Consider the following 16,292-nt stretch of genomic DNA (forward strand, 5'->3'; position numbering starts at 1 on the left):
ACACAGATGGCTTATCAACTTTTGATTAACTTTTTCTTGGCGTTCATCTGGATGTTCCTCACGGGATCGTTCACAACGAGCGGATTCTTCGTCGGATATCTACTCGGATTGCTCATCTTGTTCATGATGCGCCGATTCTTCAAGTCAGGGGGGGGCAACTTTTACTTCACACGCGTTTGGCGTCTGTTTAAATTGCTCCTCATCTTCATCCGGGAACTGTTCCTCGCGAACTTCGAGGTGTTACGTCTCGTCCTTAGTCCGAAGCTGAAGATTCAACCAGGAATCTTCCGATATGAGACGTCTCTCGACAAAGGCTGGAAAATCAGCTTGCTCTCGATGCTGATCACGCTCACACCAGGGACGCTCGTCGTTCAGGTGTCAAAAGACAATTCCGTGCTCTATATCCACGCGCTCAACATGCCGGATAAGGAAGCCTTACGAAAAGACATTTATGATAACTTTGAATCAAGCATTAAGGAGGCGACAGAGTGATGGATTTACTAGACATTCTCATCTACATCTCGCTCGCCATTCTCTTGCTTGCGATGTTGATGATGTTGTATCGCGTCGTCAAAGGACCGACGACGGCAGACCGAGTCATCGCGCTCGACTCAATCGGGATCGCGCTCATCTCGGTCGTTGCGTTACTGTCGATTCTGCTCGATACGACCCTTTATTTTGAAGTCATCTTGCTACTCAGTATTTTGGCCTTCATCGGAACGGTGGCGTTCTCGAAATTCTTAGAGAGGGGAGAGATTATCCAACATGACCGCGACAATGATCTTTGATCTCATTACCGGCATCTTCACGATCATCGGCGTCTTCTTCACGGTCGTCGCCGCGATCGGTCTCATCCGTCTCCCAGATATTTATTCGAGAACACACGCTGCCTCAAAGAGTGCGACACTCGGTGTCATGTTCGTCCTCTTTGCGGCCGTCCTTCACGTATATGTCGATGAACGGGTATTTGATGCAAGACTCTTGCTCGGTCTCTTCTTCGTCCTCTTGACGGCTCCTGTCGGGGGGCACCTCATCTCACGTGCGGCGCACGCAAAAGGGGTCCCTCTTTGGGAGAAGTCGTTACAAGACGCATTGAAAGAAGACAAGGATAAAGGAATCGAATAAGAGAAAGACGGGATTCGCCATGAGGCGAGTCCCGTCTTTTGTTTAGATCAGATAGGTTAGGTCGGAGGCGGCCGTCGGATAGGCGACTTCTAAGTGCTTCACGTGTTGATGCGACAGTTTGTTCTGTATAATGAAAGAGAACAGGTTGATGAGTTCCGGGGCATGGTGTCCAATCAGATGTGCCCCGATAATATGACCTTCCGCACTCAACAATACTTTCGAATAGGCGGTCGCGTCATTGATGCGTGAATAGGTGAGGAAATGGGACATGTCCGTTTCTTTCACGTCGAAGTCGATGCCCTCGGCTTCTGCTTCCTCCACAGTGAGCCCCACTTTGGCAATCGGCGGCGTCGCATAGACGATTGTCGGCGCCGGACGCTCCGGGAGTGGCCGTGTATTCCCGTGAAGCATGTTCAATGCAGCGAGGCGTCCTTCCTGACCAGCGAACGGTGTGAGCGCAGGGTTTGGACTGCTTGCGACGTCTCCGGCGGCGTATATATTCGGATTACTCGTCTGGAGATGCTCGTTCACCTGAACACCATGATGATCGGTATTGACGCCGGCTGAATCGAGATGAAGTCGCTCGATGCTTGGAATTCGCCCGGTGGCGTTAAGGACAACTCCTTCAAGGGTAGAGTCATCTGATAACGTTAAGACGTTCCCATCGATTCGTGTCGGTTCGATGTCATGTCGGACGGTGATGCCGATTCGCTTCGACTCCTCGACGAGCCGATGGACGACGTTCGGGTCGAATGCCTTCAACGCACGTGAACGAATGAGAAGGGTCACGTCACTTCCGAAGCGCCGGAAAATATGGGCGAATTCAAATGCGATATAGCCTGCCCCCACAATGTGAATCGATTCAGGCAACGCGTCGAGGTCGAACACATCATCGCTCGTGATCGCCAGTTCGCCACCTGGGATATCGAGAGGGCGTGGCGTTTGACCCGTCGCGATTAAAAATTGGTTGGCAGAGAGCTCGTGACCATCGATGACGATGGAGTCCTCATCGATAAAGTGAGGCTCTCCCTGATATAAGTCAATGTTCATCTCGTTCCAATGTTGCGTTTTTGACGTAGGAATCGAGAAGCGATATTCATCAATCCGCTTTTTAAAGGACGACCAATCGAGGGATAGGCTTCCTTCGACGCCGAGATCGCGCATACGTTCCGTGCGGGCGAGTAGTTCGGCACCTTCGGCGAGCATTTTTTTCGGGTCACATCCACGTTGAGGACACGTTCCTCCGAACGTCCAGTTTTCAATGATGGCAATTTCTTTACCGGCGTCACGTAAAATCGTGGCGGCTTGACTCGCGGCTGACCCGCTACCGACAATGATGACATCGTATCGTTTCATAATATAAAATCCTCCTCTGACGAGATATCACACTCTTTTTCCCGTCCAGGAGGAAGCTAAACTGAGGTGAATGGAATTGAGTCATACCGACCACATTAAACATAAATTGGCACTGCTCCCGGACGAACCGGGTTGCTATTTGCATAAAAACGAATATGGTGAGGTCATCTATGTAGGGAAAGCAAAAAACCTCAAGAATCGGGTCCGTTCTTACTTCACGGGCGCACACGACATCAAGACGATGCGCCTCGTCGCAGAGATCCGTGACTTCGAGTACATCGTAACGGCGAGCGAACTCGAGGCGTTGCTCCTTGAAATGACGCTCATCAAAAAGCATGACCCGAAGTACAATATTCGCCTGAAAGATGATAAGACGTATCCGTACATTAAAATCACGAATGAACCGTATCCGCGGTTGTTGACGACTCGTAAGCTGAAGAAAGACGGTGGGCATTATTTCGGACCGTACCCGAACGCTTACGCGGCGAACGAGACGAAACGACTTCTCGACAAACTATACCCACTCCGCAAATGTCAGCCGATGCCGAAGAAACTCTGTCTTTATTATCACATCGGGCAGTGCTTAGGACCTTGTGAGCTCGCGGTCGACACGGATTCGCAAAAAGAGATTGTCAACGAGATTCGTCGTTTCTTGAACGGTGAGACGAGTGAGACGCTCGCCAAGCTGAATGTCGAGATGGGGCGTGCCGCTGAAGACATGCAGTTCGAGCGGGCTGCTGAACTACGCGATCAGATTCGAGCGGTCGAATCGATCATGAATAAACAGAATATGATTACGGCCGACCCGACGGCGCGAGACGTCTTCGGTTATACACTTGACCGGGGCTGGATGTGTGTCCAAGTGTTCTACATGCGAGGTGGCAAGATGATCGAGCGAGACGTCTCTCTCTTCCCGATGCACGGGGAACCTTCGGAAGAGCTCGAAAGTTTTATCGTTCAGTTCTATGAACAAAACGTCGTGCCGAAAGAAATTCTTGTACCCGAAACGGTCCGCCTCGATTTATTAAATGACGCCATCGGTACGAAAGTGATGCAACCGAAACGCGGGGCAAAAAAACAATTGCTTGATTTGGCGACGAAGAACGCGACGATCGCCTTGAATGAGAAATTCGAATTGCTCGCTCGGGATGAAGAGCGGACGTTACTCGCGATGCGTGAACTCGGGGAAGCGATCGGCATTTCGAACTTGTCGCGTGTCGACATCATCGATAATGCGAACATTCAAGGGGCGGACGCCGTATCGGCGCTCGTCGTCTTTGAAGATGGGAAGCCACTCAAGAAAGAGTATCGGAAATATAAGATTCGGACCGTCCAAGGGCCCGATGATTATGAGACGATGCGCGAAGTCGTGCGGCGACGGTTCCGCCGCCTGTTGACGGAAGACAAGCGGCTACCGGATCTCCTATTGATTGATGGAGGAATCGGACAATTGAATGCCGTGCTCGACGTCATCCAAAACGAGTTCGGACTCGACTTACCGGTCGGCTCACTCAAAAAGGATGACCGACATCGGACGAGTCAACTGTTGTTTGGAGAACATGGTGCGGTCGTAGAACTCCATCCACGATCGAGTGCGTTTTATCTATTACAGCGGATGCAAGACGAGGTCCACCGTTTCGCCATCACTTTCCACCGTAGCTTGCGGACGAAGAAGATGACGAAGTCGATTTTAGACGAGATTCCAGGAGTCGGTCCGAAACGTCGTCAACAGCTCATCCGTCATTTCGGGTCGATGAAACAGATTCGTCTGGCTTCGCTTGAACAATTGAAAGAAGCGGGACTACCGGAAAAACTGGCGGAGACTGTCCTTCAATATGTGCATGAGGATACGGATGAATGAAAGAGTTGAACATATAAAGCGCTCGATTGGCTGATAGAGAACGGACATTTTCCGGGAAATGTTGTAGTGGTCGTTCGTAAGGCGACTCAGGGCTATGGAGGGGAAGACGTGACGTTTGATCAATACGAACTTAATGGATTCCGTCTCTACATGCGTCAATAACTTCAGCAGAAACAAAAATAAGAGTCGATGCGAAACGCATCGACTCTTATTCGTAATCGTCTTTCCGGTCTAGTTGGACGGTGATTTGGACAGTTTTTCGGGCGGGATCGGCATATCCTTCCGCGACGCACTGGAAACGACCTGCAATCTGTTCGGCTAAAAATCCAGCTTCGAGCTGATAGTAACCGGTCGCCTTGGCTTGGGTCGTGGGCGGTGGGATGAGTTCGTATGTAAATTTACTCCCACGTTCCTTTTTGAGCGTCAACGCTCCCCAACCTGCCTCATCGAAGAATGCAGTCAGTTCATCGTCAGACATCGTCGGGAATTTGCGGGCGACCCGTTTTCCTGACCAATAGATGACTTGGGCGTAATCTTCACCAAGCAAGTCCGTCAACACATAGTCGCGAAGAAGTTCAATCGCGAAAATTGGTTGGCTCATCGTTTCCATTCTATCCCATCACTCCAATCTCTCTATATCATTATAACGACCAATCGGAATTTGGTCATCCTGTATTTTTGAAAAGAATGTGGCACAAATCGGCTAGGTTATCTTGTCATACAATTTTCACAAGAGTAGAATAGGAGTCAGAAAGCTATATCTGCATTTGAAAACGCTTTTATTGACAAAACGAGCCAATGCTCGTGAAAAGGGGGAACTAGAATGGCAGCGCATCGTGACTACTTCAGTCGTAAAGTCCATTCGCTACTTGGGGTCATTCCAATCGGTTTGTTTTTGATCGTTCACTTATCGGTCAACTACTACATCGTCGATGGGGTGGAGTCATTCAACAAAGCAGCAAAATTCATGGAGAACTTACCGTATTTGTACTTCCTTGAAGTGACGATTATCGCATTGCCGATGATCTTCCACGGAGTGTACGGCGTGTACTATGCGTTTCTTGGATCGATTAACTCGAACCGTTATTCATACGCACGCAACTGGTTGTATCTCTTCCAACGCTTCACAGGGGTCTTCCTCGTGATCTTTATCGCATGGCACGTTTGGGAAACGCGCTTAGCGAAATTACGCGGGGTAGAAGTCAATGCGGAGATGATGCAAAACATCGTCGACAACCCGCTCATGTTGATCTTCTACATAGTCGGAATCCTTTCGGCTACGTTCCACTTTGCGAACGGTCTTTGGTCGTTCTCGATCACGTGGGGAATCACACAGTCACCTCGTTCGCAACGTCTCATGAGCTACGTATCAGGTGTCGTGTTCTTGGCACTATCTTTTGTCGGCATCCGTTCGATTTTGACGTTTGCAGGCATCTTGTAATTAGGGGGAATTTTACATGGCAAATCAAAGTTTGATCGTCATCGGTGGCGGTCTAGCTGGACTCATGGCGACTATCAAGTCGGCAGAGATGGGTGTTCCGGTAAAACTATTCTCGCTTGTACCGGTCAAGCGTTCACATTCAGTTTGTGCCCAAGGTGGTATTAACGGGGCCGTCAACACGAAAGGGGAAGGTGATTCTCCTTGGCAACACTTTGACGACACGGTCTACGGAGGCGACTTCCTCGCCAACCAACCACCTGTTCAAAAAATGGCAGAGAATGCACCAAAAATCATCCACATGTTCGACCGGATGGGTGTCATGTTCAACCGTACGCCAGAAGGTCTCTTAGACTTCCGTCGTTTCGGTGGAACGCTTCACCACCGTACGGCATACGCTGGAGCGACAACAGGTCAACAACTTCTCTATGCACTCGATGAGCAGGTTCGTCGCTATGAAGCACAAGGTCTTGTCGAGAAATATGAAGGATGGGAATTCCTTCGTGCCGTCATCGATGAAGAAGGCATCTGCCGCGGTGCGGTCTGTCAGGATTTGCGCTCGATGGAAATTAAAGCGTTCCCATCGGACGCGGTGATCTTGGCGACAGGTGGCCCAGGGGTCATCTTCGGTAAGTCGACAAACTCGGTCATCAACACAGGACAAGCAGCGGCAGCGGTTTACCGCCAAGGTGCTGTCTACGCGAACGGGGAGTTCATCCAAATTCACCCGACTGCGATTCCTGGGGACGACAAACTTCGTCTCATGAGTGAATCGGCTCGTGGGGAAGGTGGACGTGTCTGGACATACAAAGACGGGAAGCCATGGTACTTCCTCGAAGAGAAATATCCAGCATACGGAAACCTCGTACCGCGTGACATCGCGACACGTGAGATCTTTGATGTATGTGTTAACCAAAAACTCGGCGTCAACGGCGAGAACATGGTCTACCTCGACTTGTCGCACAAAGACTCGAAAGAACTCGACATCAAACTTGGTGGGATCCTCGAAATCTACGAGAAATTCGTAGGGGACGACCCGCGTAAAGTACCGATGAAGATCTTCCCGGCAGTCCACTATTCGATGGGCGGACTATGGGTCGACTACGATCAAATGACAAACATCCCTGGACTCTTCGCAGCCGGTGAATGTGACTACTCGATGCACGGTGCGAACCGTCTCGGTGCGAACTCACTCCTCTCAGCCGTTCACGGCGGAATGGAAGCAGGTCCTGCAGCGGTCAACTATATGCGTGGTCTCGACCAAGCGACAGAAAGCGTCTCTGACGCACTCTTCAACTTCAACGAGCGTGAAGAAATCGAACGTTTCAACGACATCCTTGCGATGGACGGGACAGAGAACGCGTATCAAATCCACCGTGAACTCGGTGAACTCATGACGGACAACGTCACAGTCGTTCGTTATAACGACAAGCTCGAAGCGACGGACAAGAAAATCCAAGAATTGCGTGAACGTTTCCATAACATCTCGGCTACGGATACGGCACGCTGGAGCAACCAAGGGGCATCGTTCATTCGACAGCTCGACCACATGCTCGACCTCGCACGCGTCATCACACTCGGCGCACTCAAGCGGGACGAGAGCCGTGGTGCCCATTACAAACCGGAATTCCCGGAACGTAATGACGAGCAGTTCATGAAGACGACGATGGCACGTTACAAAGATGGGGAAGTCGATATCTCGTATGAAGACATCGATGTTTCGTTAATCCCGCCACGTAAACGGGATTACTCGAAGAAAGGGGCGAAGACGAAATGACGACGCCAATGCAATCTGAACAAAAAGACATCCGCTTCATCATTGAACGCCAAGATGGACCGGATCAAGCGACATATACTGAAGAATTCACGGTGCCGTACCGTCCGAACATGAACGTGATCTCGGCATTGATGGAAATCCGCCGTAACCCGGTCAACGCGAACGGCGACAAGACGACACCGATCAACTGGGACATGAACTGTCTCGAGGAAGTATGTGGTGCCTGCTCGATGATCATCAACGGGAAGCCACGCCAATCGTGTACAGCGCTCGTCGATAAACTCGAGCAACCGATCCGCCTCGCTCCGATGAAGACGTTCCCGGTCATCCGTGACCTTCAAGTCGACCGTCAACGCATGTTCGACGCGTTGAAAAAAGTGAAGGCATGGGTTCCAATCGATGGAACGTATGACCTCGGTCCAGGACCGCGTATGCCAGAAAACAAACGTCAATGGGCATACGAGTTATCGAAATGTATGACATGTGGGGTTTGTCTTGAAGCGTGTCCGAACGTCAACGACAAGTCGGACTTCATCGGTCCAGCTGCGATTTCGCAAGTCCGTCTCTTCAACTCGCATCCAACAGGTGCCTTCCACGCGGAAGACCGCCTTGAAGCCCTTATGGAAGACGGCGGCATCATGCAGTGCGGAAACGCACAAAACTGTGTCGAAGTTTGCCCGAAAGGCATCCCGCTCACGACGTCAATCGCTTCGATGAACCGTCAAACGACGCTTCACTCGTTCAAACAGTTCTTCGGTAGTGACAAAGGTCGCACCGGTTCTGCGGTCGAGGCATAAGCGAGCCGATGACCAAGTACTTTCGAGAGCCAGGTTGGGAAACACGTGTCAAAGCAGGGGTCGCCCTCGATGTGAAAGTCCGCTTTTCGGAGTGCGATCCGTACGGTCACATGAACAACACGATCCCGTTCATCTATTTCGAAGATGCGCGAATCGAGTTGTTAGAAGCGACAGGATTCTCCTTGAAGGACGGGTTTGTCGTCGTCGCCGATGCGCAATGTGACTATGTTCGACAAGTCATGCCACGTCAACAGCTGACCGTGCATGCCAATATCTTGACGGTCGGAAACACTTCATGTGATATTCATTACGGGGCATATGACGGAGAACAACTCCTCTTCGCGGGGCGAACTAGCCTCGTTCATTTGACGAAGGAAGGTCGTCCAACGGAATGGACTCCGGAATATAAAAACCGCTTGCAGAATTTTTGCGAATCCGCTATCATTTGATAATGAGTTCACAAACAAAAAATATTCTGCCGGTTCGCCTGTAGAATTGAATTTTGAAGGGAGACCATCATCTCATGGAAAAAACGTTCACAGTCGTTGCTGATTCAGGAATTCACGCTCGTCCAGCTACTCAGTTGGTTAACACAGCTTCTAAGTTCCAATCAGACATCAACCTCGAGTACAATGGTAAAACAGTTAACTTGAAGTCGATCATGGGTGTACTTTCACTCGGTATCGCAAAAGATTCTACAATCAAGATCACTGCTGAAGGTGAAGATGCAGAAGAAGCGATCAACACGCTTTCTGACATGCTCACTAGCGAAGGTCTTGCTCAGTAATTCGGGTAAGGGACGAGGCGCCACTGGCGACCTCGTCTTTTTTTGTCATGGGAACGTTTCTTTTTCCGTCTGATGTTTTTTGGTAAGATAGGTGAGAATGGAAGTGATGCAAAATGAAACGAGCGATTGGAGTCCTCGATTCAGGAGTCGGCGGGTTGACGGTAGTCAAAGAATTGATGCGCCAACTCCCTAAAGAAGAAATCATCTATATCGGCGATACGGAACGCTGTCCATACGGGCCGCGTCCGCACGATGAGATTGAAGCTTATACATGGGAACTCATTGAGTTTCTATTGAAGAAAGACGTCAAAATGATTGTCATCGCCTGTAACACGGCGACGGCGGTTGTTTTGAAAGAGGCGCGGAAACGCCTCGATATCCCGGTCATCGGTGTCATCGACCCAGGTGCCCGCGCGGCTGTCAAAGGGACACGCAACAAACATATCGGTGTCATCGGTACGAAGATGACGATTGAGAGCGCTTCGTATGAAAAGGCGCTTCGTCACGTGGCTGGTGAGGTCGACGTGTACTCACTCGCTTGCCCGCCTTTTGTCCCGCTCGTCGAAGCGGGGGACGTGTCGGGAGACCGCGTCCGTCAAATTGTGGAAGAGACGCTGCGTCCGCTACAATCTTCTGAGATGGATACACTCATTCTCGGTTGTACGCACTATCCGATTCTTGCGCCTGTCATCCAGGACGTGGTCGGACCGAACGTGCACCTCATCTCGTCGGGTGACGAGACGGCGCTTGAAGTCGCAGCGATGCTTGATTATCAAGAGCTTGAGAACGGATTAGATACTGTCCCATCCCATGCCTTTTATGCGACGGGGGATATTGAACTGTTTGACCGACTAGCGAGCGAATGGCTCGGTCGTCCGGTCCATGCGGAGAAAGTCGAGGTGACCGGCATTGCGTGATACGAGACGATTTGATGAATTACGAACAGTCGAAATCGTACCTCATGTGAATAAGCATGCGGAAGGGTCTGTCCTCATTTCGATTGGTGATACGAAAGTGATTTGTACAGCGACTGTCGAAGAACGTGTTCCGAACTTCCTTCGCGGGAAGAAGCAAGGCTGGATCAATGCCGAGTATGCGATGTTGCCACGTGCGACAGGTGACCGGACTGTCCGAGAAGCGGTACGTGGGAAACAATCGGGTCGGACGATGGAGATTCAGCGTCTCATCGCCCGATCACTCCGCTCGGTCGTGGACTTGGAACGTCTAGGCGAACGAACGATTTGGATTGACTGTGACGTCATCCAAGCGGATGGCGGTACACGTACGGCATCCATCACGGGTGGTTTTTGTGCCCTCGTCCTCGCCGTCGACCGGTTAATTCGTCAAGGGAAGCTCGACGATACGCCAATCAAAGAAGGTGTCGCGGCAATCTCGGTCGGACGTACCGATGAACTCGTTCTCGACTTGGACTATATGGAAGACGCGGCGGCTGAAGTCGACATGAACGTCGTCATGACGGCGAGCGGTCGGTTCGTCGAAGTTCAGGGGACAGGTGAAGAGGCGACGTTCACGCTTCAAGAGATGAACGAGATGCTCGCGCTTGCACAACACGGAATCGCATCATTATTCAAGACGGCACAAGAGGCACTCGGTGCTTCTTGGTGGTACGTCGGAGAACGTTCGGAGGAGACATTATGAAGTTGATCATTGCGACACACAATCCTGGAAAAGTGAAAGAACTAGAAGGGATGTTGACACCGCTCGGATTTGAGGTCGAATCACTACTCGACTATCCGGATGCGCCGGAAACAGATGAGACAGGGACGACATTTGAAGAAAATGCGGCGTTAAAAGCGACGGAAGCAGCTGCCTATTTCGGGCATGCCGTTCTGGCGGATGACTCCGGTCTTGAAGTCGACGCGCTCGACGGGGCACCTGGTGTATATTCAGCTCGCTTCGCCGGTCCTGAAAAGTCGGATGAGGCGAACAATGCGCTTCTTCTTGAAAAATTGAACGGCGAAACGAATCGCGTGGCCCGCTTCGTCTGTGCCCTCTGTCTGGCAAAACCGACAGGAGAGACGTTGACCGTTCGCGGAACGATTGAAGGGACAATCGGCTATTCTCCACGTGGCGAGAACGGTTTTGGATACGACCCGCTCTTTATCGTTCCATCGCTCCACAAGACGGCGGCTGAACTAGAACGTGAAGAAAAAGCGGTCGTCAGTCACCGTGGACAGGCATTACGAAAACTGGAGGCAGAAATCATTCCATTCATGAAAGGATGAAGCTTATGCGTTTTCTAATAGTGAGTGATAGTCATGGTCTGACGGAAGAATTGACAACGATTTTTGAACGACACGAGGCAGAGATTGATGACGCGTTCCATTGCGGTGATTCACAACTTGCGCTTGTTGATGAACATCTATTGCCGTATCGAACGGTCCGTGGGAATTGTGATTTTGGTGGAGACCTTCCGCTCGAACGGATCGAGACGACGGATGCCGGCACAATCCTCATCGTCCACGGGCATCATCACGACGTCAAATTCGACTTGAATCGGCTGCGTTACCGGGCGGAGGAAGTCGGCGCGAACGTCGTCTTGTTCGGTCACTCGCATGTGGCGGGTGCTTTGATCGAGGATGGGGTCGTCTACATCAACCCGGGTTCGATTCGTATGCCACGCGGACGTTCGGACAAAACGTATGCGCTTCTTGACTTAGAAAAAGGGAAAGCAGCGGTACGTTTTTATCGCTCGGAAGACGGTTCTCACGTCGAAGATTTGGACATCGCAGGAAAACTATGAGTTTCGAATGGGAAATCGATTGACAGGAAACCATTTTTCTATTATAGTTTTCATGTCAATGTCCCAATAGCTCAGCAGGATAGAGCAACGGCCTTCAAGACAAATAGGAGCCTTTATAGGGAAACAGAAACCTATAAAGTGGACGACACTATATCGGTGAAGCCTTAACAGATTATGCTGATGGTAATACCGAGGAAACTCATTCCCGCTTGGTCGGGTCGAGTTGATTCGAATGTCTATGGAAATAGAGGTAGAATCAATGGAGGAGCATCGTGCTCGTGAGGTTCCGTAGAGACTACACGTGTCGCACCTGAAATGGTGAAGATATAGTCCAGACTACAAACAACACGATGTTGGTGACGAAAGTCATGGTGGTAAGCTAAGCCGTCGGTCGGGGGTTCGAATCCCTCTTGGGACGCTTCCATTAAAATAGAGACGCTCTCTACGGAGAACGTCTCTTTTTTCATTTTCCGGGAAATCGATTGACAAGGAATCGCGTCCTAAAGGAAGATGAAAGGGAATGGAAGAGAGGGTGAGGGAAGATGGAGAAGGAAAAGGACCAGGACTATCCGTTCCCCGGGAATTGGTCGCGTCTGCATAAGATGATTCAAGAAGCAGATGCTTCTGGGGAACGACAGCGGATTGAACCGATTTTATGGGATTGGTATCAGGCGATTCCGGGTGACCCGTTTATTTTCATGGAAATCTTCCAATGTGCGATGGAAAAACCGGACGACCCGGAAACGCTCGAGAAGTTGCAGGAACTCGTCGCCATCCAGATGGCGGAAGCGGAAGAACCGGCTTCGGGCGGATTACAGATCGCGCAGTATTACATCATGCGGGACCAGCCGTTTGAAGCGGCGCACTGGATCAACCAGTACCTCGAATGGCAAGACAAAAAAGATACGGTCAACACACAGGCGCATCAAGTGCTTCAAGTGTTGAAGATGACGGAGTTTCCGGCGGCAATCGCCAAATTGAAACGGACGTTGACGCGCGGCAGTACAGGGGAACAAATCGAGGCGTTGCAACATGTTCATTTCAATATCGATTCGGTGCTCGACAATGTGCTGCATGAGCTACTCGTATCCAAGCGACCGAAGCTCGTCAAATTAATCGTGTTAGAGAAAGCTTTTGCCGAACTGGCGGTCATCAAGTGGTCGGATGGGGATTCGACGAACGAGATGTCGCAAATGGAGGCAACATCGCACATCGAGACGTGGGAGAAGACCGTCCTCTCGCTTCAGAAATCAGTTGAGGGCGATGAGATCGGGACTCAGTTGTTGATGAACTATATGTATACGCATTATCCGTATGTGCCGGCTGAAATGGCGGACGTGGAGCAGGCGCTCGTACAGGCGAAACAAGCGATTTTGCATGACGAGGCAGTCGACGGTTTGGCAGCTGCGATTTTAGAGGCGGATCTGCGCTTCACACAGGCGTTATTAGACTAAATCCTTGTGTGCATACCGAGGATTTATGCTATAATACGGATTGTTGTACATTTTTGTACGGTATAAACGAATTGTTGGAGGGACTTAGCATGACAGCAAAATGGGAAAAAACATCAGGTAGCCAAGGCGTACTCACGTACGAAGCTCCTGCAGAAGCTTTTGATAAAGCAGTTGACGCCGCATTTAAAACAGTCGTCAAAGACTTGAACGTGCCTGGCTTCCGTAAAGGTAAATTGCCACGCCCAATGTTCAACAAAATGTATGGAGAAGAAGCACTCTATCAAGACGCGCTCGACATTCTCTACCGCGACACAATCCAAGGTGCGGTTGAAGAAGCTGGTTTCGAACCAATCGCGCTCGAAAACATCGATGTAGACGGCACGCTCGAGAAAGGCAAACCAGTCGCTTTCAAAGTGACATTCGTGGTTGAGCCAGAAGCTGAGCTTGGCGAATACAAAGGCCTCGAGTACGAAGCTGTTTCAACTGAAGTAACAGAAGACGAAGTAACAGCAGAACTTGAAGCACTTCAACAGCAAGGCGCAGAACTCGCTGTTAAAGAAGGTGCAATCGAAAACGGCGATACAGCTGTATTTGATTTCGCAGGTTTCGCTGACGGTGAGCAGTTCGAAGGCGGCACAGCTGAGAACTACACACTCGAAATCGGTTCTGGTCAATTCATCCCAGGATTCGAAGAGCAAATGGTCGGCATGACTGCTGGTGAAGAAAAAGACGTTGAAGTAACATTCCCTGAAGAGTACCACGCTGAAAACTTAGCGGGTAAACCAGCGACATTCAAAGTCAAACTTCACGAAGTGAAAACAAAACAAGTTCCTGAACTCGACGACGAGTTCGCAAAAGACATCGACGAGTCTGTTTCGACACTCGACGAGTTGAAAGCGAGCATCCGTGAGCGTTTAGAAGCTGGTAAGAAACAAGAAGCTGAAGGTACAATGCGCGACCAACTCGTTGAGCAGGCAACTGCTAACGCAACAATCGACGTACCACAAGTTCTCGTTGACCAAGAAGTAGACCGCATGGTACAAGAGTTCGGTTCACGTGTATCTTCACAAGGAATCGACCTTAGCATGTACTTCGAACTCACTGGTACTTCTGAAGAAGCAATGCGCGAAGAGATGAAAGAGCAGGCTGAAGAGCGCGTTAAAGCTCGTCTCGTCTTGAAAGCAATCGCTGACAAAGAAGCAATCGAAGTATCTGACGAAGATGCTGAGAAAGAGCTTGAAGAAATGTCTAAACTTTACAACATCGCACCGGACCAACTCCGTACGATGCTCGCTCCACAAGGCGGTCTTGAGACACTTAAAGGTGACCTCAAATTCCGTAAAGCGATCGACATCCTCGTTGAAAACGGTAAAGCGAAGTAAGTTGATTTTTAGTGGGACGACTGCCTAGCGGTCGTCCTTTTTTCTGTCACAACACTTTGGATGTGTAATTCTTTGAAGTCGCAATATGTTCATGCTACAATTATTTCAACGCAGAGATGTAAAATGTCTTTTCACGGTGCATCGCACCAGAAAATACAAATCGCGATTTATCGCACTTACATCCATTTTCACCACAGAAGGGGTGTATCGAATGTTCAAATTTAACGAGGAAAAGGGGCAACTCAAGTGCTCGTTTTGCGGAAAATCGCAAGAACAAGTTCGTAAGTTAGTCGCCGGACCAGGCGTATACATTTGCGATGAGTGTATCGAACTTTGCAATGAAATCGTTGAGGAAGAGCTCGGTGTAGAGGAAGAAGTCGAATTCAAAGACATTCCGAAACCACAAGAGATTCGTAACATTCTAGACGATTATGTCATTGGACAAGACCGCGCGAAACGTGCGCTTTCAGTAGCTGTCTATAACCACTATAAACGAATCAACGCCGGCGGCCGTTCAGATGATGTCGAACTTGCGAAGTCGAACATCGTCATGATCGGACCAACTGGTAGCGGGAAGACGCTTCTCGCCCAGACGATGGCTCGCGTCTTGAACGTCCCATTCGCAATCGCGGATGCGACGAGCTTGACGGAAGCGGGTTACGTCGGTGAAGACGTCGAAAATATCTTACTAAAATTGATCCAATCAGCTGACTACGATGTCGAGAAGGCTGAAAAAGGAATCATCTATATTGATGAGATCGATAAGATTGCTCGTAAGTCTGAAAACCCATCGATTACGCGTGACGTATCCGGTGAAGGCGTTCAGCAGGCACTTCTTAAAATTCTTGAAGGCACGACAGCAAGCGTACCGCCACAAGGTGGACGTAAGCATCCGCATCAAGAATTCATCCAAATCGATACGACAAACATTCTCTTCATCGTCGGCGGAGCATTCGCCGGGATTGAATCGGTCGTCAAACGCCGAATCGGGAAGAAAGTCATCGGTTTCGGAAACGATCAAGAGAATCGCGAGTTGACGCAAGAAGACTTGCTCGCCCGCGCACTTCCTGAAGACCTTCAAAAATTCGGTTTGATTCCTGAGTTCATCGGTCGTTTGCCAGTCATGGCGACGCTCACGACACTCGATGAGGAAGCACTCGTTGAAATCTTGACGAAGCCGAAAAATGCCCTCGTTCGTCAGTACGAGAAAATGCTCGAGCTTGACGATGTCGAATTGACGTTCACAGACGAGGCATTGATCGAAATCGCCAAACTTGCGATCAAACGTAAGACTGGCGCGCGCGGTCTCCGCTCGATTATCGAAGAAATGATGCTCGATGTGATGTTCACCGTCCCATCGCGTGACGATATCGAGAAAGTCATCATCACAGATGAAACGATTACGGGTCTTGCCGGTCCGAAATACGTCCTTCGTGATGGTACTGTCGAACAGACAGGGGACAACAAAGAGACAGCATAATTTGTTAACGAAGAAGGCTCAAACACTCGGCACACTCCGAGTTTTGGGCCTTTTTGCACAGGAGGCGTTGT

18 protein-coding genes are annotated in these 16,292 nt (G+C 50.0%); 16 read left to right on the plus strand and 2 right to left on the minus strand.

What is annotated here, in order from left to right:
• The first annotated feature begins 6 nt into the window (after window positions 1-6).
• Genes KNO75_RS00940 through mnhG form a run of 3 tightly spaced genes read left to right on the plus strand, consistent with a single transcriptional unit; the run spans window position 7 to window position 1,125 of the window.
• Window positions 7-492 carry a Na+/H+ antiporter subunit E gene (locus KNO75_RS00940; protein ID WP_214819360.1) on the plus strand — a complete coding sequence of 162 codons (486 nt, stop codon included), beginning with the start codon at window positions 7-9 and terminating at the stop codon, window positions 490-492.
• A complete protein-coding gene (locus tag KNO75_RS00945) occupies window positions 492-788 on the plus strand; it encodes a Na(+)/H(+) antiporter subunit F1 (protein ID WP_026826530.1) in 297 nt (98 codons plus the stop codon). Before KNO75_RS00940 ends, KNO75_RS00945 begins: the two co-directional genes overlap by 1 nt.
• A complete protein-coding gene (gene mnhG / locus KNO75_RS00950; protein WP_015881097.1) occupies window positions 766-1,125 on the plus strand; it encodes a monovalent cation/H(+) antiporter subunit G in 360 nt (119 codons plus the stop codon). The genes KNO75_RS00945 and mnhG overlap by 23 nt, the downstream gene beginning before the upstream one ends.
• 42 nt (window positions 1,126-1,167) lie before the next feature.
• Here the strand turns inward: mnhG and KNO75_RS00955 are convergent, their stop codons facing one another.
• The gene (locus KNO75_RS00955; protein ID WP_214819362.1) at window positions 1,168-2,481 is read right to left on the minus strand and encodes a dihydrolipoyl dehydrogenase family protein; all 1,314 of its coding nucleotides are present in this window, start codon (window positions 2,479-2,481) and stop codon (window positions 1,168-1,170) included.
• Between the two features lie 70 nt (window positions 2,482-2,551).
• Between KNO75_RS00955 and uvrC the strand changes: the two genes are divergently transcribed.
• Window positions 2,552-4,342, plus strand: coding sequence for an excinuclease ABC subunit UvrC (uvrC, locus tag KNO75_RS00960; protein WP_214819364.1), 1,791 nt, complete (start codon window positions 2,552-2,554; stop codon window positions 4,340-4,342).
• Between the two features lie 208 nt (window positions 4,343-4,550).
• Here uvrC and KNO75_RS00965 read toward each other — a convergent pair whose 3' ends face one another.
• Window positions 4,551-4,943, minus strand: a complete 393-nt coding sequence (locus KNO75_RS00965; RefSeq protein ID WP_243834707.1) for a YslB family protein — start codon at window positions 4,941-4,943, stop codon at window positions 4,551-4,553.
• A gap of 222 nt (window positions 4,944-5,165) precedes the next feature.
• On the opposite strand from KNO75_RS00965, the gene KNO75_RS00970 reads away from it, so the two are divergent.
• From KNO75_RS00970 to clpX, 12 genes are all read left to right on the plus strand, one after another.
• Window positions 5,166-5,783, plus strand: coding sequence for a succinate dehydrogenase cytochrome b558 subunit (locus KNO75_RS00970; RefSeq protein ID WP_015881102.1), 618 nt, complete (start codon window positions 5,166-5,168; stop codon window positions 5,781-5,783).
• Between the two features lie 16 nt (window positions 5,784-5,799).
• A complete protein-coding gene (gene sdhA / locus KNO75_RS00975) occupies window positions 5,800-7,557 on the plus strand; it encodes a succinate dehydrogenase flavoprotein subunit (RefSeq protein WP_074032768.1) in 1,758 nt (585 codons plus the stop codon).
• Window positions 7,558-7,565: 8 nt separating this feature from the next.
• Window positions 7,566-8,354, plus strand: coding sequence for a succinate dehydrogenase iron-sulfur subunit (gene sdhB, locus KNO75_RS00980; RefSeq protein ID WP_193343274.1), 789 nt, complete (start codon window positions 7,566-7,568; stop codon window positions 8,352-8,354).
• 8 nt (window positions 8,355-8,362) lie between these two features.
• Window positions 8,363-8,803 (plus strand): acyl-CoA thioesterase, encoded by a 441-nt coding sequence (locus KNO75_RS00985; protein ID WP_074032771.1) that lies wholly within the window; start codon window positions 8,363-8,365, stop codon window positions 8,801-8,803.
• Between the two features lie 74 nt (window positions 8,804-8,877).
• Window positions 8,878-9,141 carry a phosphocarrier protein HPr gene (locus KNO75_RS00990; protein WP_015881106.1) on the plus strand — a complete coding sequence of 88 codons (264 nt, stop codon included), beginning with the start codon at window positions 8,878-8,880 and terminating at the stop codon, window positions 9,139-9,141.
• A 113-nt stretch (window positions 9,142-9,254) separates the two neighbouring features.
• Window positions 9,255-10,058, plus strand: a complete 804-nt coding sequence (gene racE / locus KNO75_RS00995; protein ID WP_214819366.1) for a glutamate racemase — start codon at window positions 9,255-9,257, stop codon at window positions 10,056-10,058.
• Window positions 10,051-10,800, plus strand: coding sequence for a ribonuclease PH (gene rph, locus KNO75_RS01000; RefSeq protein ID WP_214819368.1), 750 nt, complete (start codon window positions 10,051-10,053; stop codon window positions 10,798-10,800). The genes racE and rph overlap by 8 nt, the downstream gene beginning before the upstream one ends.
• Window positions 10,797-11,387: an XTP/dITP diphosphatase gene (locus KNO75_RS01005; protein WP_214695264.1), complete on the plus strand. Its 591-nt coding sequence runs from the start codon at window positions 10,797-10,799 to the stop codon at window positions 11,385-11,387. Before rph ends, KNO75_RS01005 begins: the two co-directional genes overlap by 4 nt.
• A 5-nt stretch (window positions 11,388-11,392) precedes the next feature.
• A complete protein-coding gene (locus tag KNO75_RS01010; protein WP_214819370.1) occupies window positions 11,393-11,905 on the plus strand; it encodes a metallophosphoesterase family protein in 513 nt (170 codons plus the stop codon).
• Window positions 11,906-12,447: 542 nt separating this feature from the next.
• Entirely contained in the window at window positions 12,448-13,359 is a 912-nt protein-coding gene (locus tag KNO75_RS01015) for a hypothetical protein (RefSeq protein ID WP_214819372.1), read from the plus strand.
• Between the two features lie 89 nt (window positions 13,360-13,448).
• Complete coding sequence (gene tig, locus KNO75_RS01020; protein ID WP_214819374.1) at window positions 13,449-14,741, plus strand: trigger factor; 1,293 nt, start codon at window positions 13,449-13,451, stop codon at window positions 14,739-14,741.
• A 211-nt stretch (window positions 14,742-14,952) separates the two neighbouring features.
• Window positions 14,953-16,221 carry an ATP-dependent protease ATP-binding subunit ClpX gene (clpX, locus tag KNO75_RS01025; protein ID WP_015881113.1) on the plus strand — a complete coding sequence of 423 codons (1,269 nt, stop codon included), beginning with the start codon at window positions 14,953-14,955 and terminating at the stop codon, window positions 16,219-16,221.
• The last annotated feature ends 71 nt before the right edge of the window (window positions 16,222-16,292 follow it).

Source organism: Exiguobacterium sp. s35 (assembly GCF_018617535.1).
Lineage (GTDB): Bacteria > Bacillota > Bacilli > Exiguobacteriales > Exiguobacteriaceae > Exiguobacterium > Exiguobacterium aestuarii.